This window comes from Actinomadura sp. GC306 (assembly GCF_004348665.1).
In the GTDB taxonomy this organism is placed as follows: domain Bacteria; phylum Actinomycetota; class Actinomycetes; order Streptosporangiales; family Streptosporangiaceae; genus Spirillospora.
This window is the reverse complement of sequence record NZ_SMKM01000137.1, coordinates 1-16,733: the sequence shown is the minus strand read 5'-3', so window position 1 is coordinate 16,733 and position 16,733 is coordinate 1. Positions and strand designations below refer to the sequence as shown.

The following is a 16,733-nucleotide window of genomic DNA, read 5'->3' as shown; positions in this document are numbered from 1 at the left end:
CCCGCCGCCCTCCGGACAGTCTTCCCCTGATCGCCGGGTTCCCCCGCGGGCCGCGGGCCTGCGTTCCCACACGCGTCCCGTAGCCGCCCGAGGCCGGGGACAGGTTCTCCTGGGAAAACTCCCGCGTACCTCTTGACCGCGACCGCAAACGGGCATAAACACAAGGGAAACAAAATCAAACGGGAAGGAAACCACATGCCTCGGGGAACGGCACCCGCATGATCGTCACGGTGACGCTCAATCCGAGCCTCGACCGGACGATCGAGGTGGACGTCCTGACGCGCGGCGAGGTCATCCGGGCGCGGTCGGCGCGGGTCGACCCGGGCGGGAAGGGCGTCAACGTGTCCCGGGCCCTGCTCGCCAACGGCGTGGCCTCCAGCGCGGTGGTCGCGGTCGGCGGCGCCGACGGGGACCGGCTGTGCCGGCTGCTGGAGACCGAGGGCATGCAGGTCCGCGCCGTCCGCGTCGCGGACCGGACGCGGTCCAACGTGACGATCGTCGAGCCGGGCGGCGTCACGACGAAGCTGAACGAGCCCGGCGGCCGGCTCGCGCCCCGGGAGCTGGACGAGCTGGCCGCCGCCGTCGAGGCCGAGGCCGGCGCCGCGAGCTGGGTGGTCGGCTGCGGGAGCCTGCCGCCCGGCGTCCCGGACGGCGCCTACGCCGCGCTGTGCCGCAGGTTCGCGCCGGACGGCATCCGGGTCGCGGTCGACTCCAGCGGCGCGGCGCTGCGCGCCGCCGTCCCGGCCGGGCCCGACCTGATCAAGCCGAACCGGGAGGAGCTCGCCGAGGCCGTCGGCCGCCCGGTCGGCACGATCGCCGACGTCGTGGAGGCCGCCGGGGAGCTCCGGGCGCGCGGGGCCCGCGCGGTGCTGGTCAGCCTCGGCGCCGAGGGGGCCGTGCTGGTCGACGACGACGGCGTCCTCACCGGCGACGCGCCCGTCTCCAGGCCGAACAGCACGGTCGGCGCCGGCGACGCGCTCCTCGCCGGGTTCCTCGCCGCCGGCGCGCGCGGGCCCGCCGCCCTCGCCGAGGCGCTCGCCTGGGGCGCGGCGGCCGTCCGGCTGCCCGCCAGCCGGATGCCGGGCGAGAACGACATCCGGCGCGACATCGTCCGCATCCATCCGCGGCCGGACCCGGCCCGGCCCCTCGTCACCTGACCGCCCCCCGGCGCACGAGCTCCGGTCACCGAGAACGACAGAACCCACCCCCGATCGACAGGAGGCCCGAGATGGCCACCGACTACACCCCAGAGCCCACGGGAACGGGGCTCCGCGCGCAGGTCCAGCGGTTCGGCGGAAAGCTGGCCGGGATGGTCATGCCGAACATCGGCGCGTTCATCGCCTGGGGTCTGATCACCGCGCTGTTCATCCCCACCGGCTGGCTGCCCAACGAGGGCCTGGCCGAGCTGGTCGACCCGATGATCAAGTTCCTGCTGCCGCTGCTCATCGGCTACACCGGCGGCCGGATGGTGCACGGCCAGCGCGGCGCGGTCGTCGGCGCGGTCGCGACCGTCGGCATCATCGTCGGCGCCGACGTGCCGATGTTCCTCGGCGCGATGGTCATGGGCCCGCTCACCGCGTACCTGCTGAAGCTGTTCGACGGGCTCGTGCAGGACCGCGTCCGGCCCGGCTTCGAGATGCTCGTCGACAACTTCTCCGCCGGGATCATCGGCGGCGCCATGGCGGTCGCCGGCAACCTGACCATCGGCCCGGTCATGAACGCCTTCACCAACTGGGCCGGGGACGGCGTCGGCTGGCTGGTCGACCACGACGTCCTGCCGCTCACCTCCCTGCTCATCGAGCCCGCGAAGGTGCTGTTCCTCAACAACGCCATCAACCACGGCGTCCTCGGGCCGATCGGCGTGGACCAGGCCGCCGACACCGGCAAGTCGGTCCTGTTCATGCTGGAGTCCAACCCCGGGCCCGGCCTCGGCGTCCTGCTCGCGTACTGGTTCTTCGGGCCGCGGCGGCTGCGCCCGACCGTCCCGGCCGCCGCGATCATCCACTTCTTCGGCGGCATCCACGAGATCTACTTCCCGTACATCCTGATGAAGCCGCGGATGATCCTCGCGGCGATCGCCGGCGGCATGACCGGCGTCGCGATCTTCATGGTCTCCGGCACCGGCCTGGTCGCCACCCCGTCGCCGGGCAGCATCTTCGCCTACCTCGCGCAGACCCCGCGCGGCGTGGGCAACTGGATCGGCGTCTACACCGGGATGCTGGCGTCCACCGCGGTGTCCTTCGTCGTCGGCGCCGCCCTGCTCGGCTTCGGCAAACTCGCCGAGCCCCGCGGCGAGGAGGGCACGGACGGGGACGCGGAAGGAGCGGACGCGGTCAAGGGCGCGGACGCCGGCGACACCGCCAAGGAGACCGGCGCAAAGGAGACCAGCGCCACCTGACCCGGCCCCGAGCCCCCTTCCGAAAGGCACATCACGATGAACGGCAAGGACGTCCGCAAGCTCGTCATCGCCTGCGACGCGGGCATGGGCAGCAGTGTCATGCTGGCCGGCCAGCTCCGCAGGGCGCTGAAGAAGAGCGACGTGACGGTCGAGCACACGCCCGTCGACTCCATCCCCGCCGACGCCGACGTGGTCGTCACCCACACCGGGCTCGCCGACCGCGCCCGGCGCGGCGCCGGCGACGCGCCCGTGATCACGTTCGAGGTCTACCTCGGCGATCCCGCCGTCGACCGGCTGGTCAAGGCGATCAAGGACGGCGGTGAGGTCGGTGGCTGACCGGGCGGCCGGCCTCCTCACGCCCGAGGCGGTCCGGCTGGACGCGCGGGCCGCCGGCCACGACGACGCCGTCCGCGTGTGCGGGCAGGTCCTGGTCGGCGCCGGTGCGGTGGAGCCCGGGTACGTCGACGCGATGCTGGAGCGGGAGCGGTCGATCTCGACCTACCTCGGCGAGGGCGTGGCCATCCCGCACGGCACGAACGAGGCCCGCGGCCTCATCCACCGTGACGCGCTCGCCTTCGTCCGGTTCCCCGAGGGGGTCGACTGGAACGGCGAGTCCGTCACCGTGTGCATCGCGATCGCCGCGCGCGGCGACGGCCACATGGAGATCCTCGCCGAGCTGGCGCAGGTGCTCATGGACCCGGACAAGGCCCGCGAACTGCGGGAGGCCGACGACCCCGGCCGGATACTCGCCCTCCTCGACCCGCGGGCCGCCGACGAGCAGCCGACAGATCCGCTACAGACTGGACAGGGACACACCGTATGAAGGTCGCCCGTTTCTACGCACCCGGTGACATCCGCCTGGAGGACGCGCCGGAGCCGGACCCCGGCCCGGGTGAGCTGAAGATCCGCGTTCGCAACTGCTCGACCTGCGGCACCGACGTCAAGATCTCCCGGTTCGGGCACCACCACATCGCCCCGCCGCGGGTGATGGGGCACGAGATCGCCGGCGAGGTCGCCGCGGCCGGCGCGGGTGTCACCGGCTGGGCGACGGGCGACCGCGTCCAGGTCATCGCCGCCATCCCGGACGGCGCGTGCGCGGAGTGCCGCCGCGGCCGGATGACCGTCTGCGACGCGCAGGAGTCGATGGGGTACCACTACGACGGCGGGTTCGCCGAGTACATGATCGTGCCGGCGAAGGTGCTGGCCGTGGACGGGGTGAACCGCGTCCCGGACGGCGTCTCGTTCGCCGAGGCGTCGGTGGCCGAGCCGCTCGCGTGCGTCCTCAACGGCCAGGAGCTGGCGGGCGTCGGCGAGGGCGACGACGTCGTGGTGTTCGGGTCCGGGCCCGTCGGCTGCCTGCACGTGCGGGTCGCCCGCGCCCGCGGCGCGGCCCGGGTGTTCCTGGTCGAGGTCAACGCCGAGCGGCTCGGCCGCGCCGCGGCGATCGTGAAGCCCGACGCGGCGATCGACGGGAGCGCCGCCGACGTCGTCGCGGAGGTCCGCAAGCTCACCGGCGGCCGCGGCGCCGACGTCGCGATCACCGCGGCGGCCTCGGGCGCGGCGCAGGAGCAGGCGCAGCGGCTCGTCGCGCCCGGCGGCCGGGTCAGCCTGTTCGGCGGGCTGCCCAAGGACGACCCGGTCATCTCCGTGGACGCCAACCGCGTCCACTACAAGGAGCTGTCGCTGGTCGGCGCGAACGGGTCGAGCCCCGCGCACAACGCCCGCGCGCTGGACCTGATCGGCTCCGGGCAGGTGCCGGTCGACGACCTCATCACCCACCGCCTCCCCCTGGACGCCGTGCACGACGCCCTCGACCTCGTCACCCGGGGCGCCGCGATCAAGGTGACGATCGAACCCTGACCCGAAGGAGGCAGCCGTGCCCGAACGCAAAGTCATCATCGGCTCGGCGCAGGGCCTGCACGCCCGGCCCGCGAAGATCTTCGTGCAGCGGGCCGCGCAGCAGCCCGTCCCGGTGTCCATCCGCACCGGGGACCGCGCGCCGGTCCCGGCGAGCAGCATCCTCGGCGTGCTGTCGCTCGGCGCCGGCCAAGGGGCGGAGGTCGTCCTGTCCGCCGACGGCGACGGGGCGGACGCCGTCCTGGACGAGCTGGCCGCGCTGCTCGCCGGCGACCTGGACGCCGACGAACCCGGCCATGGCTGACGCGGCCCCGGCCATGGCTGACGCGGCCCCGGCCCACCACAATGGAGGCGGCCGGTAGCGCGACGGGACGGGTGGGACGACGGTCATGTACGCCGAAGAACGACAGCAGGCGATCCTCGCGCTGGCGCGCTCGAAGGGCCGGGTGGACGTGGTCGCGCTGGCCGAGGAGTTCTCGGTGACCACCGAGACGATCCGCCGCGACCTGACCGTCCTGGAGCGGGCCGGGACGGTCCGGCGCGTGCACGGCGGCGCGATGCCGGTCGAGCGGCTCGGCTTCGAGCCGGAGCTCGCGGCGCGGGACGCGGTGATGACCGAGGAGAAGCAGCGCATCGCCAAGGCCGCGCTGGCGGAACTGCCCGACGAGGGCTCGATCATCGTGGACGCCGGCACGACCACCGCACGGTTCGTCCAGCTGCTCCCGGCCGACCGCGAGCTGACCGTGATCGTGAACTCGCCGCCGCACGCGTCGGTGCTGGCCGCGCGCCCCAACCTCACCGTGATCATCCTCGGCGGGCGGGTGCGCGCCCGGACGCTCGCCACCGTGGACGACTGGGTGCTGCGCCCGCTGGCCGACCTGTGGGTGGACGTCGCGTTCATGGCGACCAACGGCTGTTCGGCCGAGCGCGGGCTGACCACCTCCGACCAGGCGGAGGCCGCGGTGAAGCGGGCGATGATCGCCTCGTCGCGGCGCCGGGTGCTGCTCGCGGACCGCACCAAGATCGGGCACGACCACCTGGTGCGGTTCGCCGGGCTGGCCGACATCGACGTGCTGATCACCGACACCGGGCTGGACACCGACCTGGCCGCCGACCTCGCCGCCGCGGGCCCGGAGATCGTCCGGGCGTGACGAGCCGGCCGGCCGGCCGGGTCCCGGCGGGTCGGCGCGCCGCCCGGCTGCCGGTAGGCTGTGCCGCGCCGCGCCGGGCCCGGAGGGGACGTTCCGGGCGGTCCCGGACGGAGGTGGAGCATGACGCGGGCGCCCGCGCCCCGGGCCACCGGCGACCTGCCGCTGCCCGGCAGGCTGCTCGCCGTCGCGACGCGCATGTTCGCCGAGAAGGGCTTCGAGAACACCTCGGTCCAGGAGATCGTGGACGCGGCCGGGGTCACCAAGGGCGCGATGTACCACTACTTCGGCTCGAAGGACGACCTCCTCTACGAGATCTACCACCGGCTCCTGCGGCTGCAGATGTCGCGCCTGGAGGCGATCGCGGACGGCCCCGGCAGCGCCGGCGAGCGGCTCCGCGCGGCGGCCGCCGACGTCCTCGACACCTCGTTCCGGCACCTGGACGACTTCACGGTCTTCTTCCGCTCGACCCACCTGCTGTCGCGCGACCACCGCGAGGCCGTCCGCGCCGAGCGCCGCCGCTACCACGAGCGCTTCCGCGCCCTCGTGGAGGAGGGCCAGCGCGAAGGCGAGTTCCGCGACCGCACGCCCGCCGACATCGCGGTGCACTTCTTCTTCGGCACGGTCCACCAGATCGGCACCTGGTACCGCCAGGACGGTCCGCTCGACACGGCCGCCATCAGCGAGCACTACGTCGACCTGTTCCTCAACGGCCTCCGGAACTGACCGGCCGGGCCGCCCAGGTTCCTACTCGACCAGCAGCGAGAGGACCTCGGCGACGCAGACGGGCTTGTCGCCGCCCTCGCGTTCGATCGTCACGCGCACCTTGGCCCGCGCCCCGGCCGGCCCCCGCTCCAGCGACAGCAGCTCGGCACCGGCGCGGACGCGGGAGCCGACCGGCACCGGCGCGGGGAAGCGCACCTTGTCCGACCCGTAGTTGACGCCCATCGACAGGCCCTCGACCCGGTAGATCTCGGCGGCGAGCATCGGGAGCAGCGAGAGCGTCAGGTAGCCGTGCGCGATCGTGCCGCCGAAGGGGCCCTGCGCCGCCCGCTCGGCGTCGATGTGGATCCACTGGTGGTCGCCGGTCGCGTCGGCGAACAGGTTCACCCGCTCCTGCGTGATCGTGTGCCACCCGCTGTGCCCCAGGTGGCCGCCGACGGCCTTCTCCAGCTCGTCCACTCCGCTGAACGTCCGCATTGCGCGCCCTTTCGCGTAGGCACCGTCCCGACCATCGCGGCCAGCATACCGACCGGTTGGTATGGAGGGCCGCCAGGGTGGGCGGCCCGGCGCGCGGACCGCCGTCCCGACCGGCGGGCGGGACGGCCCCGCGGCGTCCGCCCCCGGCGCCGCGGGGCCCTCCGGCCCACCGGCGGGTCGCCGGCGCGGGCGGCTACGCGCGGGCCCCCCTCCTGCACACGGCCCGCCGGCACCGCCACGCCTCCGGCTCACCATGCACAGCGCCCGCACGCCCTGATGTGTCACGCACGCCACCGCCCGGCACCACCACGAAGAGCACCCGAAGCCTGGACTCCGGCGCCGGTCTCCGGGCCCAGCCTCCCAGCCCCGGCACCCGGACGAGGCGATACCAGGCCAGAAGGAGCGAAACCCCTGTGAGATGCACGAACACGGACAGGCTGTGCATCCATCTACAAAACGATCTCGGTTTTTGTGCGTCCGGCCGCCTAGCCGGAAGGCCGGGCCGCGCGTTAGATCATCGCTATGAAGATCGCCGCGCGGGCGGCGACGATCGTCGTGACCCTCCTCGCGACGCTCGGCGCCCACCCCCTGCCCGCCGGGGCGTCCGACGACGCCCCAGGAACGTCCAGGCACACCATCGCCATGGGCGACTGGAACCGCCCCTACCTCCTGCACCTCCCGCCGGAACGCCGGTCAGGCGAGCCGCTGCCGCTCGTCGTGGCACTGCACGGCGGGCTGAACGATCCGGAGTACGTCCGCAACCAGAGCGGACTCGACGAGGCCGCCGACGCGGCCGGCTACGCCGTCGCCTACCCCGAGGGCCTCCTCGGCACGTGGAACGCGGGCGCCTGCTGCTGGTTCGCCCGCTGGACGGGCGTGGACGACGTCGCGTTCCTCGACGCGCTGATCGACACGCTGGTCGAGCAGCGCGTCGCCGACCCCCACCGGATCTTCGTGACCGGGTTCTCCAACGGCGGCGGCATGGCCTACCGGTACGCCTGCGAGCGCTCGGCGAGGGTCGCCGGGATCGCAGTGGTGTCGGGCGCCCTCGCCATCGGCTGCACGCCCGGCCACCCCACCTCGGTGCTGGCGTTCCACGGCACCTGGGACCCGTCCGTCCCCTACCACGGCGGCGGGAACATGGACGCGGACGTGAAGTTCCCGTTCTTCTCCGTCCAGGTCACCATGGAGTACTGGCGGTGGCTGAACAAGCTGCCCGCGCTGTCGTGGCCGGTACCCGGCGGCCCGGACGGCTGCGTAGGCACCGGCCCGGGACCGCTCCTCGTCGCGCTCTGCACCGAACAGCAGGGCGGCCACGAGTGGCCCGCCTACGCCAGCGACCTGATACTCGACTTCTTCACCGCCCGCCCCTCCCTACCGAAAACCACCTGACGGCGTCGCCGCTGCGGAACCAGCCGCCGTCGAGAGCCGCGGCGGTCTCGGCGGGACGTCCCCAGTAGCCGCTCATGACGTGCGGGCCCTGGACGACGACCTCCCCGGTCTCGCCGGCGGCCCGCATGACCTTCCCCGCCGCGGGTAGGGCACCCGCCTGCGAGAACGGAAGGTGATCGGCATATGTCTCTGGGCGCGGACGGGCCGCCGGGCGCGGTCCCTCCCGAACCGCTGCGCGTCAGCAGCAGCACCCGCGGCTCCTGCCTCGTCGTGGAGGCCGAGGGGGAGCTCACCATCCTGACCTCGGACCTGCTGCGCGACCACGTCCTCGCGGACATGCGCCTGCTGGACGGGCCGCCGCGGGTTGTGATGGACGTCGGCGAGGTCGGGTTCTGCGACTCCTCGGGCCTCAACGCGCTGATCGTCCTCTGGAAGAACGCGCACCGGGCCGGGGGCGAGTTCGTGCTGGCAGGGCCGGAGCGGCGGTTCCGCACCATCCTCGAACGCAGCGGCCTCGACCGGCACCTCCTCGCCTACCCGACGCAGGACGAGGCGCTCGACGCCCTGCACGAGACCGGCGGGGGCTGACGGTCCCGGCCTTGCCGCCCATCGCAGATGATGATACGCATTTCGTATTAATGTCTCACGAGGGCGAGCTGCCATGGAACGCCTCGACACACCCGCCTCCCCCGCGCCGGTGGCGGCGCCGCCGCGCCGCCCGGCGGGCGCGATACCCGGGCCGGCCTCGCTCACCTGGCGGTACGCGGGCGACTGGCGCGGCGTGTTCACCAGCCGGTCGACGCTGCTGCTGCAGGTCGCGCACCCCGTCGTCGGCGCGGGCGTCGGCGACCACTCCGGGTTCGTCGAGGACCGCTGGGGGCGCCTCATGCGGACCCTGGAGTCGGCGAACAGTTTCCTCGGCTACCGCGGCGAGGAGCGCGGCCGCACCGAGGCGGCCCGGCTCCGCGAGATCCACCGGGACATCAAGGGCGTCGACGCCCAGGGCCGCCGCTACCACGCGCTGAACCCCGAGGCGTACCTCTGGGTCCACGCGACGCTGTACCACGCGATGGTGCACACGCAGCGCGTGTTCGGCCGCGGCCTGGAGCCCGCCAGGGAGGCGGTCCTGTTCCGGGAGTGGCGCGATCTCGCGCTCGCCCTCGGCATCACCGGACGCCACCTCCCGGAGGACCCCGACGCCTTCCGCGCCTACTTCGACGACATGGTCGAGAACCGGCTTGAGGACAACGCGACCGTGCAGCTCCTCATCGAACTCGACCGCAGGCCGCTGCCGCCGCCTCCGAAGTGGCCGCTGCCCAGGGCCGCCTGGACGGGCCTCGCGCTGCCGCCGTCCCGGCTGATGCGAAGGACGGGCATCGCGACGCTCCCGCCCGTCCTGCGCGAGCGGTTCGGACTGCGCTGGACGGCCGCGGACCAGGCCCGTTTCGGCGTGTTCGCGCGCAGCGTGCGCGCCGCGGGCGCGGCGACGCCCGAGCGGCTGCTGTACTCCCCCATCGCGGCCCGCGCCCTGCGGACCGCCCGCCGCGCCCCGGGCGGCTAGAGTCGGCCGCACGATGACGAGCGACGAGGAGTTCCTGCGCAGCCTGCTGACCGGCGGCCCGGAGAACGAACCCCAGACCGACCGGATCCTGGACGCCGCGCTGCGGTCGTTCGAGACCTACGGGCCCCGCCGCACCACCATGGACGACGTCGCCCGCGAGTGCGGGCTCGGCCGCGCCACCATCTACCGCCGCTTCCCCAGCAAGGGCGACCTCGTCACGGGCGTCCTGCTGCGGGAGGCGCGGCGCTTCTTCGCCGAGCTGGACGCGGCCGTCGCGGCCCTGCCGACGCTGGAGGAGCGCCTGATCGAGGGCTTCGCCGTCACGCTGCGGATCAGCCGGGAGCAGCGCCTGATGACCCGCCTCATGGTCGTCGAGCCGGAGCTGTTCCTGCCGCACGCCACGGTGAAGGCCGGGCCGCTGCTGGCGGCGGCCCGCGGCTACCTCGCCGGGCGCCTGCGCACCGCGCAGCGCGCCGGCGTCGCACCGGCGCACGCCGACCCCGAGGTCGTCGCCGAGGTGCTCATCCGCCTCACCCACTCCCTCATGCTGACCCCCGAGGGGCACATCCCCCTCGACGACGAGGGCGCCCGCGACTTCGCCCGCCGCTACCTGCTGCCCATCATCCGGGACGCGACCCCCTAGCCGGGGCCGGGGAGGGTGATCGTCAGGGTGGTGCCCTCGCCGGGCGGGCTGTGGACGGTGACGTCGCCGCGCAGGGCGCGGACGCGGTCGGTCAGGCCGGCGAGGCCGCCGCGGGGGGACGGGACCGCACCGCCCGCGCCGTCGTCGCGGACCACGGCGACGGTCCGGTCGGGGCCGGGGCGCACGGTCAGCTCGATGGATTCGGCTCCGGCGTGCTTGGCGGCGTTGGTGAGGGCCTCGCAGAGGGCGAAGTACAGCGTGGATTCGATCTCGGGCGGGAACCGGCCGGCGGGGATGTCGAGGGAGACCGGCAGGGCGGTGCGGGCGGCGACGAGCTCCATCGCCGGGGCCAGGCCGGCGTCGGCGAGGATCGCCGGGTGCACCCCGCGGGCGAGGTCGTCCAACTCGGTGACCGCCTCGGCCAGCTCGCGGCGGCAGATCCGGGCCTGCTCGCGGGCCCGCGGGTCCCCGGCGGCCGACTCCAGTTCCGCGAGGAGCCGCTCCAGCGACCGGAGCCGCTGCTGGGCGCTGCGCTGCAGGTCGGCGGCGAGCCGCTCGCGCTCGGCCGCCTGGACGCGGACGAGCCGCTCGCGGGCCTGGCGGGCCTGTTCGAGGGTGGCCTGGGCCTCGGCCTCCAGCCGCGCGGTCTCCAGCGCGCGGCCCCCCGCGGTGAGCGCGGCGTCCACGAGCGGCTCGTGGTCGCGCAGCGCGACGTCGACGTCCACGACGGCCAGCGGCCCGCCGCCGGACGTGCGGACCTCGTGCCGCCACCGCCCGGGGGCCCGGCCGGGCGAGGTGTCGACCCGGCGGCCGGCCACGTCGACGTAGCCGTCACCGGCCCACAGCCATAGTTCGAGGGTGTCGTCGCGCAGGACGCTGCGCAGCGCGTCGCGGACGTTCTCCACCGAGACGGGGTCGGTGAGGCGCTGCATCCGCTCGGCGACGGTCAGCTCGGCCAGCCGGGAGCGCAGCGCCGTGCCCAGGAACGCCAGCGGCACCATCGTGGCGAAGACCCCCTGGACCAGGTAGACGCCCATGACGTCGTGGAGGGACAAGCCGTGGTCGATGAGCGTCCCCTGGACGACCAGGGCGCCGGCGACGCCGACCGTCACGGTCGCCGCGACCGGGACGGTGAGCGCGCGGTCCAGCGGCCCGATCCGCGGCAGCCGCGCCACCAGGATCATCACCAGCACGCCCGCCAGCACCGCCGCCGCGGCCGTCAGCCCGCGCTGCACGGCCTGGAACGCCGCGAAGTCGGGCGCCACCGACGGCCAGGCCACCGTCGCGGCGAACCCGTTCCACTCGGGCCGCGAGAACGCCGACAGCACGGCCTGGCCGCCGACCATGACCACCACCGCCGCGCCCGTCCACGCCCGGGCGGCGGCCCCCTCCAGGCGCCCGCCCGGGTACATCAGGACGCCGATGCCGATCGAGGTGAAGAAGACCGACTGGGCGAACACCGACACGGCCGGTCCCACGCCGGCGTCCCAGGCCGCCGACCAGGTGACCGCCCACGCCGCCGCGGCGACGACGAACGCCGCGCCCGTCCGGCGGCCGAGCCGCCCGGCGGCCAGCAGCCCGCCCGCGACCGCGAACCCGCCGCAGCAGGCGAGGGTGACGACGGCCGCGGCCGGCTCCCCGCGCCAGTACGGCCAGCCGCACACCAGCGTGCCCGCCGCCACCGCCGCGCCCGCCGCCACGGCGCGGCGGACCCGCGCGCCGAACCACAGGGGCGGCCGCCAGGGAAGCCGCCAGGGAAGCCGCCGGGGAAGCCGCCGGGGGAGCCGCCGGGGAACGGACCTCAACGCGGTCCCTTCGTGTCGTCCTGGGCAGTTCGTCCTGGGCAGTGCGTGCCGGTCCTCCGTGCCGTCCCGGGCGGGCTCCGTGGTTTCCCCGGATGCGCGCGGAGGGCCTCCGCCGGGAGCATGGACTCAGGCGCGGCTCGGGCAGGGTGGGCCCGGGGCGCGTCCAGGCGGCACGCGGGAGCCGCCCACCGGGCCGCTGACGCGGTCCGACCGGCACGGTCAGTGTTCCGCACCCGCGGCACCGCGCGCGAGGGCCCCGCGAGGGCCCGTTACCCGATTGATGCCCGCGGGCTCAGCGCGCGTCCGCGGCGCGCAGCCAGGTGAGGACGGCGAGCACCCGCTTGTTGCTGTCCTGCGGCCCGGGCGGCCCGCCCGACGACACGATCTTGAGCTTGGTGAAGATCGCCCGGACGTGGTCCTCGACGGTCCGCGCGGACAGGTGCAGCCGCTTGCCGATCCCCGCGTTGGAGTGCCCCTCGGCCATCAGGGACAGGACCTCCCGCTCGCGCGCGGACAGCCGCGACAGCTCCTGCTCCCGGTGCCGGGCCTCGACGAGCCTGCTCACCACGTCCGGGTCGATGACGACCTCGCCGCGCATGACCCGCTCCAGCGCGGACCGCAGGTTGTCGACGTCGGTGACGTGGTCCTTCAGCAGGTAGCCGACGCCGCGGGGCTGGTCGCGGAACAGCTCCATCGCCTGCGGCGTCTCGTTGTAGGCGGACAGGACGAGCACGCCGGTGCCCGGATGCCGCTCCAGGATGCGGCGCGCGGCGACGACGCCCTCGTTGGTGTAGGTCGGCGGCATGTGCAGGTCGACGATCGCCACGTCGGGCGGGTCGCCGGCGACGCGGGTGACGAGCTCGTCGCCGGAGCCGGCGGACACGACGACCTCGATGCCGACCGTGGTGAGCAGGGTGACCAGGGCCTGCCGGAAGATCCCGCTGTCCTCGGCCACGGCTACTCGCATGGCAGGTCCATCCTCACCGTCGTGCCCCGCCCGGGGCCGCCGTCGAATTCCACGTGCCCGCGCAGCGCCCGGAGCCGGCCGGACAGCCCCGGCAGGTCGGCGGGACCGGCGGCCGGGCCGTCGCAGGTGACCTCCGCGGCGAGCCGCCCGCCCTCGACGCGGACCCGCACCAGCACCTCGGACGCACGCGCGCGCTCGACAGCGTACGACAACGACTCGCAAAGCGCAGAGTAAAGCGTGGACTCGATCTCGCGTGAGAAGCGGCGATGGGTGATGTCGAGCTTGACGCGGGCGCCGAGCCGTTCGGCGACGACCTCCATCGCGGGGCCGAGGCCGTCCTGCGCGAGCAGCGCCGGCTGCACCTCGCGGGCCAGGGCGCGCAGCTCGCCGAGCGCCTCCATCAGCTCGGCGCGGCAGGTCCGGGCGTGCTCCTTGACCGCGGGGTCGTCGGTGACGGCCTCCAGCGTGCCGAGCATCGCGCCGAGTGCCAGGAGCCGCTGCTGGGCGCCGTCGTGCAGGTCGCGGGCGAGGCGCTCGCGCTCCACGGTCTCGGCGCGCACCAGCCGGCGGTAGGCCGAGCGGACCTGCTCCAGGCCCGCGTGCACGCTGGCCTGCAGCCGCGCGGTCTCCAGCGCCCGGCCGCCCGCGACCAGCGCGGCCTCGACCAGGGACTCGTGGTAGCGGAGCGCGCCGCCGAGCTCGACCACGGCGAGCCGGTCCCCCGAGGCGCTGAGCACCCGGTGCCGCCAGCGTCCGGTGCCGTCGCCGTCCGGCGGGGTCTCCACGCCGTCCGGGTCGATGTCGACGGGGTGGCCGCCGGTGTCGACGTAGGTCTCCTCCATCGGCGCCCAGAACCACAGCTCCAGGGACGGGTCGTGCAGGACGTCGCGCAGCGCGTCGCGGACCCGCTCGACCGACACCGGCGCGGTGAGCCGCAGCATCCGGCCCGCCACGGTCAGCTCGCTGATGCGCAGCCGCAGCCCGGACGCCAGCAGCGTCAGCGGTACGAGGACGACCACCGCGCCCTGGACCACGTAGACCTGGAGGAGGTCGTCCAGCGGGATCGACGCCTCCATGATCGGCTTCTGGGTCACCGCGGCGGAGATCCCGACGAACGCCAGCGCGGCCGTCACCGGAAGGGTGAGCAGGCGCCGCAGCCGCCCCATCCGGGGCAGCCGCAGCAGCAGCACGACCGCGAACGACAGCGCCAGGGCGAGGTACAGGATCGCCGAGACCCGCAGCACGGTCTGGAAGACGCCGAAGTCGGGGAACGGCGCCGGCCACCAGACCGACTCCCCGCGGAACGCCGCCCACTCCGGCTCGGACGTCACCCACAGCGCCGTCGGGCAGCCGAGCAGGATGACGCACGCCATCGCCGTCCAGACCCGGTCGGCCACGTACTCCAGCCGGCCGCTCGGATACATCAGGACGCCCACGCCCAGGGCCAGGTAGAACTCGGCCTGGGCATACGGGGACATCATCGGGCCGATGCCCGCGTCCCAGCTCGCCGCCCAGTTCAGCGCCCAGCACACCGACGCGGTCAGGAACAGCAGCCCGGTGCGCCTCGTCCGCCCGCCGGTGGCCAGCAGCACGCCCACCACCGCGATGGCGGCGCAGCTCCCCAGCGTGATCGCCGCCGCCCCCGGGTGGTCGCGCCAGTACGGCCAGCCCGCGGCGAGCGCCAGGCCCGCCACCGCTAGCCCGGCGGCGAGGGCGCGCCTCGTCTCCGCGCCGAACCACGCGGGCGACCTGCGTCTCCGGGGGGCGGAAATCACCACGACCACCCTCTCCATGCTCGGACCTGCGGCCGCGTCGTGCCACCGGAAACCCACGGTGCGGGGGTCCGTGGTTCCCCGGGGGCCCGCACCGCCGCGCGGGCCGCGGAGCCGGCGGCACGGGCAGTTTCCCCGATCGTCCCGCCTGATCGCGGAGGCGTTATCCGATCGATGCCCGGTTTCCACATGCCCGAAGGGAATTCACCTTGCCGGGAAACGCCGCCCGGGGAACCCCGGGGCCGTATCCGGGATCGCCTGGATTGCCGATTCGAATCACCAATGCCAGGATCGTTTTGCCCGGCGAGGGCAAAGGGGGGAAAGGGGCACGGGGGAAATGAACGGTGAGACGCTGGTGGACGGGGGGCGGGCGGGGGCCCGGCGGCCCGTCCTCGTCGACGCGTCGGGAACGCGGCGGCCCGTCCTCGACAGGGCGCGGCTCCGCCCGCGCTACCGCACCATCCTGGCCGTCGACATCGAGGGGTCGACGACGCGCACGGACCCGGTCAAGGCGGAGCTGCGCCGGGTGCTGTACCGGCTGCTGGAGGAGGCCTTCAACCGGGCCGGAATCGTGGCGGGCCACCGCGAGGCGTACGTCGACCGCGGCGACGGGGTGCTCGTTCTGATCCCGCCGCTGGACGAGGTGCCGAAAACGCTGCTGCTGCACCCGGTCGTGCCGCTCCTGTCCGCCCTGCTGGCGGAATACAATGCCGAGCGGGTGATCGCCCCGGGCGGCGACCGCCGAATTCGCATTCGCGTCGTCGTGCACGCCGGAGAGGTGCACAATGACGGGCGCGGCAATTTCGGCGAGGCCCTCGACGTCGCGTTCCGGCTGCTGGACTCCCCGGAGGCGAAGCTCGCGCTGCGGCGCACCGGCGCGCCGCTGGTCCTGGTCGTGTCCGACGACATCTACCACTCGATCGTGCGGCACGGGTACGAGGGCATCCGGGCGGAGTCCTACGTCCCGCTCGTCCGGCTGCGGGTCACCGGCCGGACCCACCGGGGCTGGGTGCACGCGGGCGCCGCGCTGGCGCCCGCCGCGCCGCACGGCCTCGCCGCGCGGACGCGGCGCCTGCTGCACCGCCGGGCCGGCTGACCGCGCGGACCGGCGGCCCGGTCACCGCCGGCGGCCGACGCCCGCGAGGGTGAAGGTCCGCTCCGGGTGCGCGACCGGCGGCAGCGACGGGTCGGGCCGCCACAGCGGGGTGTAGGTCAGCCCTGGTTCGAGGAGGTCGAAGCACCCGACGATGCCGAGGATCTCGGCGCGGCTCCGGCCCCAGAAGTGGCCGCTGGTCGGCTTGAACACCTTGCCGACGTCGCCGCCCGACTCCGGCTCGGGGTCCTGGGTGATGTGCGTGAACACCAGGTGGCTGCCGGGCGGCAGGGCGTCGTGCAGGCGCCGGACGGCCGCGGCGGCCTCGGCCGCGTCGTCGATGAAGTGCAGGACGCGGTCGAGCACGCACGCCACCGGCCGCTCGAAGTCGATGAGCGCGCGGACCTCGGGGTCGCGGGTCAGGGTCTCGGGGCTGCGCGGGTCGCAGCCCGCCACCGCCGTGCGCGGCGTCCGGGCGAGCAGGGCCCGCGCGTGCGCCAGCACGACCGGGTCGCCGTCGGCGAACACGACCGCCGCGTCCGGCGCGACCTCGGCGGCGACCTCCTGGACGTTCCCGCCGGCGGGCAGCTTGCTGCCGATGTCGATGAACTGGCGGATCCCCTCGCGGGCCAGGAGGCGGACCGCGCGCCCGATGAAGGCGTGGTTCTCCCGGGCCGCCGTCCGCGCCTCGGGGATGAGCTCGATCAGCTGCTCGGCCACCTCGCGGTCGGCGGCGTAGTTGTCCTTGCCGCCGAGCAGGTAGTCGTAGATCCGCGCGGTGTTGGGCGTCGTCAGATCGACCTCGGCCGGAGGCCACCTCTCATCGGCCATCACTACTCCACTCGTCCCCGGAGGGACGATGATCTCACGGCCCCCGGTGCACCCCGCCCCGGGACC

19 protein-coding genes are annotated in these 16,733 nt (G+C 74.5%); 13 read left to right on the top strand and 6 right to left on the bottom strand.

Going from position 1 to position 16,733, the window contains the following annotated elements; all coding sequences use genetic code 11:
• Nucleotides 1-230 precede the first annotated feature (230 nt).
• The 8 genes from pfkB to E1200_RS19460 all read left to right on the top strand — a co-directional run bounded on the left by pfkB (nt 231) and on the right by E1200_RS19460 (nt 6,129).
• Nucleotides 231-1,157 (top strand): 1-phosphofructokinase, encoded by a 927-nt coding sequence (gene pfkB, locus E1200_RS19490; protein WP_243708692.1) that lies wholly within the window; start codon nt 231-233, stop codon nt 1,155-1,157.
• Between the two features lie 71 nt (nt 1,158-1,228).
• Nucleotides 1,229-2,398, top strand: a complete 1,170-nt coding sequence (locus E1200_RS19485; protein ID WP_243708691.1) for a PTS mannitol transporter subunit IICB — start codon at nt 1,229-1,231, stop codon at nt 2,396-2,398.
• A 36-nt stretch (nt 2,399-2,434) separates the two neighbouring features.
• Nucleotides 2,435-2,734 (top strand): PTS lactose transporter subunit IIB, encoded by a 300-nt coding sequence (locus tag E1200_RS34885; protein ID WP_243708690.1) that lies wholly within the window; start codon nt 2,435-2,437, stop codon nt 2,732-2,734.
• Nucleotides 2,727-3,221 carry a PTS sugar transporter subunit IIA gene (locus E1200_RS19480; RefSeq protein ID WP_131953475.1) on the top strand — a complete coding sequence of 165 codons (495 nt, stop codon included), beginning with the start codon at nt 2,727-2,729 and terminating at the stop codon, nt 3,219-3,221. The genes E1200_RS34885 and E1200_RS19480 overlap by 8 nt, the downstream gene beginning before the upstream one ends.
• Complete coding sequence (locus tag E1200_RS19475; RefSeq protein WP_131953474.1) at nt 3,218-4,258, top strand: zinc-dependent dehydrogenase; 1,041 nt, start codon at nt 3,218-3,220, stop codon at nt 4,256-4,258. Before E1200_RS19480 ends, E1200_RS19475 begins: the two co-directional genes overlap by 4 nt.
• A 16-nt stretch (nt 4,259-4,274) precedes the next feature.
• Nucleotides 4,275-4,559 carry an HPr family phosphocarrier protein gene (locus E1200_RS19470; RefSeq protein WP_131953473.1) on the top strand — a complete coding sequence of 95 codons (285 nt, stop codon included), beginning with the start codon at nt 4,275-4,277 and terminating at the stop codon, nt 4,557-4,559.
• A gap of 85 nt (nt 4,560-4,644) precedes the next feature.
• Nucleotides 4,645-5,406 carry a DeoR/GlpR family DNA-binding transcription regulator gene (locus tag E1200_RS19465; protein WP_131953472.1) on the top strand — a complete coding sequence of 254 codons (762 nt, stop codon included), beginning with the start codon at nt 4,645-4,647 and terminating at the stop codon, nt 5,404-5,406.
• A 120-nt stretch (nt 5,407-5,526) separates the two neighbouring features.
• On the top strand, nt 5,527-6,129 hold the full coding sequence (locus E1200_RS19460) for a TetR/AcrR family transcriptional regulator (RefSeq protein ID WP_131953471.1): 603 nt from the start codon (nt 5,527-5,529) through the stop codon (nt 6,127-6,129).
• Between the two features lie 21 nt (nt 6,130-6,150).
• On the opposite strand, the gene E1200_RS19455 is transcribed toward E1200_RS19460, so the two are convergent.
• Nucleotides 6,151-6,603 (bottom strand): MaoC family dehydratase, encoded by a 453-nt coding sequence (locus E1200_RS19455; protein WP_131953470.1) that lies wholly within the window; start codon nt 6,601-6,603, stop codon nt 6,151-6,153.
• Nucleotides 6,604-7,125: 522 nt separating this feature from the next.
• On the opposite strand from E1200_RS19455, the gene E1200_RS19450 reads away from it, so the two are divergent.
• Complete coding sequence (locus E1200_RS19450; protein ID WP_131953469.1) at nt 7,126-7,995, top strand: PHB depolymerase family esterase; 870 nt, start codon at nt 7,126-7,128, stop codon at nt 7,993-7,995.
• Here the strand turns inward: E1200_RS19450 and E1200_RS19445 are convergent.
• The gene (locus tag E1200_RS19445; RefSeq protein ID WP_207933434.1) at nt 7,961-8,122 is read right to left on the bottom strand and encodes an AMP-binding protein; all 162 of its coding nucleotides are present in this window, start codon (nt 8,120-8,122) and stop codon (nt 7,961-7,963) included. The two genes, E1200_RS19450 and E1200_RS19445, sit on opposite strands and share 35 nt — an antisense overlap.
• A 56-nt stretch (nt 8,123-8,178) precedes the next feature.
• On the opposite strand from E1200_RS19445, the gene E1200_RS19440 reads away from it, so the two are divergent.
• The 3 genes from E1200_RS19440 to E1200_RS19430 all read left to right on the top strand — a co-directional run bounded on the left by E1200_RS19440 (nt 8,179) and on the right by E1200_RS19430 (nt 10,199).
• Nucleotides 8,179-8,583 (top strand): STAS domain-containing protein, encoded by a 405-nt coding sequence (locus E1200_RS19440; protein WP_131953468.1) that lies wholly within the window; start codon nt 8,179-8,181, stop codon nt 8,581-8,583.
• Nucleotides 8,584-8,656: 73 nt separating this feature from the next.
• Nucleotides 8,657-9,556, top strand: coding sequence for an oxygenase MpaB family protein (locus E1200_RS19435; RefSeq protein ID WP_131953467.1), 900 nt, complete (start codon nt 8,657-8,659; stop codon nt 9,554-9,556).
• Between the two features lie 13 nt (nt 9,557-9,569).
• The gene (locus tag E1200_RS19430) at nt 9,570-10,199 is read left to right on the top strand and encodes a TetR/AcrR family transcriptional regulator (protein ID WP_131953466.1); all 630 of its coding nucleotides are present in this window, start codon (nt 9,570-9,572) and stop codon (nt 10,197-10,199) included.
• Here E1200_RS19430 and E1200_RS19425 read toward each other — a convergent pair.
• From E1200_RS19425 to E1200_RS19410, 3 genes are all read right to left on the bottom strand, one after another.
• Nucleotides 10,196-12,004, bottom strand: coding sequence for an ATP-binding protein (locus E1200_RS19425; protein ID WP_165950379.1), 1,809 nt, complete (start codon nt 12,002-12,004; stop codon nt 10,196-10,198). The two genes, E1200_RS19430 and E1200_RS19425, sit on opposite strands and share 4 nt — an antisense overlap.
• A gap of 292 nt (nt 12,005-12,296) precedes the next feature.
• Nucleotides 12,297-12,971, bottom strand: coding sequence for a response regulator transcription factor (locus tag E1200_RS19415; RefSeq protein WP_131953464.1), 675 nt, complete (start codon nt 12,969-12,971; stop codon nt 12,297-12,299).
• Nucleotides 12,962-14,746, bottom strand: a complete 1,785-nt coding sequence (locus E1200_RS19410) for a histidine kinase (RefSeq protein ID WP_131953463.1) — start codon at nt 14,744-14,746, stop codon at nt 12,962-12,964. Before E1200_RS19410 ends, E1200_RS19415 begins: the two co-directional genes overlap by 10 nt.
• A 334-nt stretch (nt 14,747-15,080) precedes the next feature.
• Between E1200_RS19410 and E1200_RS19405 the strand changes: the two genes are divergently transcribed.
• Nucleotides 15,081-15,839 (top strand): hypothetical protein, encoded by a 759-nt coding sequence (locus E1200_RS19405; RefSeq protein ID WP_207933433.1) that lies wholly within the window; start codon nt 15,081-15,083, stop codon nt 15,837-15,839.
• A gap of 21 nt (nt 15,840-15,860) precedes the next feature.
• Here the strand turns inward: E1200_RS19405 and E1200_RS19400 are convergent, their stop codons facing one another.
• Nucleotides 15,861-16,667 carry an SAM-dependent methyltransferase gene (locus E1200_RS19400; RefSeq protein ID WP_131953462.1) on the bottom strand — a complete coding sequence of 269 codons (807 nt, stop codon included), beginning with the start codon at nt 16,665-16,667 and terminating at the stop codon, nt 15,861-15,863.
• Nucleotides 16,668-16,733 lie beyond the last annotated feature (66 nt).

Bases quoted from the DNA above. Each gene is read 5' to 3' on its own strand.
- E1200_RS19440 (WP_131953468.1), top strand. From the start codon at position 8,179: ATGTCTCTGGGCGCGGACGGGCCGCCGGGCGCGGTCCCTCCCGAACCG.
- E1200_RS19435 (WP_131953467.1), top strand. From the start codon at position 8,657: ATGGAACGCCTCGACACACCCGCCTCCCCCGCGCCGGTGGCGGCGCCG.
- E1200_RS19400 (WP_131953462.1), bottom strand. From the start codon at position 16,667: ATGGCCGATGAGAGGTGGCCTCCGGCCGAGGTCGATCTGACGACGCCC.
- E1200_RS19445 (WP_207933434.1), bottom strand. From the start codon at position 8,122: ATGCGGGCCGCCGGCGAGACCGGGGAGGTCGTCGTCCAGGGCCCGCAC.
- E1200_RS19450 (WP_131953469.1), top strand. From the start codon at position 7,126: ATGAAGATCGCCGCGCGGGCGGCGACGATCGTCGTGACCCTCCTCGCG.
- E1200_RS19465 (WP_131953472.1), top strand. From the start codon at position 4,645: ATGTACGCCGAAGAACGACAGCAGGCGATCCTCGCGCTGGCGCGCTCG.
- E1200_RS19455 (WP_131953470.1), bottom strand. From the start codon at position 6,603: ATGCGGACGTTCAGCGGAGTGGACGAGCTGGAGAAGGCCGTCGGCGGC.
- E1200_RS19485 (WP_243708691.1), top strand. From the start codon at position 1,229: ATGGCCACCGACTACACCCCAGAGCCCACGGGAACGGGGCTCCGCGCG.
- E1200_RS19460 (WP_131953471.1), top strand. From the start codon at position 5,527: ATGACGCGGGCGCCCGCGCCCCGGGCCACCGGCGACCTGCCGCTGCCC.
- E1200_RS34885 (WP_243708690.1), top strand. From the start codon at position 2,435: ATGAACGGCAAGGACGTCCGCAAGCTCGTCATCGCCTGCGACGCGGGC.
- E1200_RS19475 (WP_131953474.1), top strand. From the start codon at position 3,218: ATGAAGGTCGCCCGTTTCTACGCACCCGGTGACATCCGCCTGGAGGAC.
- E1200_RS19415 (WP_131953464.1), bottom strand. From the start codon at position 12,971: ATGCGAGTAGCCGTGGCCGAGGACAGCGGGATCTTCCGGCAGGCCCTG.
- E1200_RS19430 (WP_131953466.1), top strand. From the start codon at position 9,570: ATGACGAGCGACGAGGAGTTCCTGCGCAGCCTGCTGACCGGCGGCCCG.
- E1200_RS19405 (WP_207933433.1), top strand. From the start codon at position 15,081: ATGAACGGTGAGACGCTGGTGGACGGGGGGCGGGCGGGGGCCCGGCGG.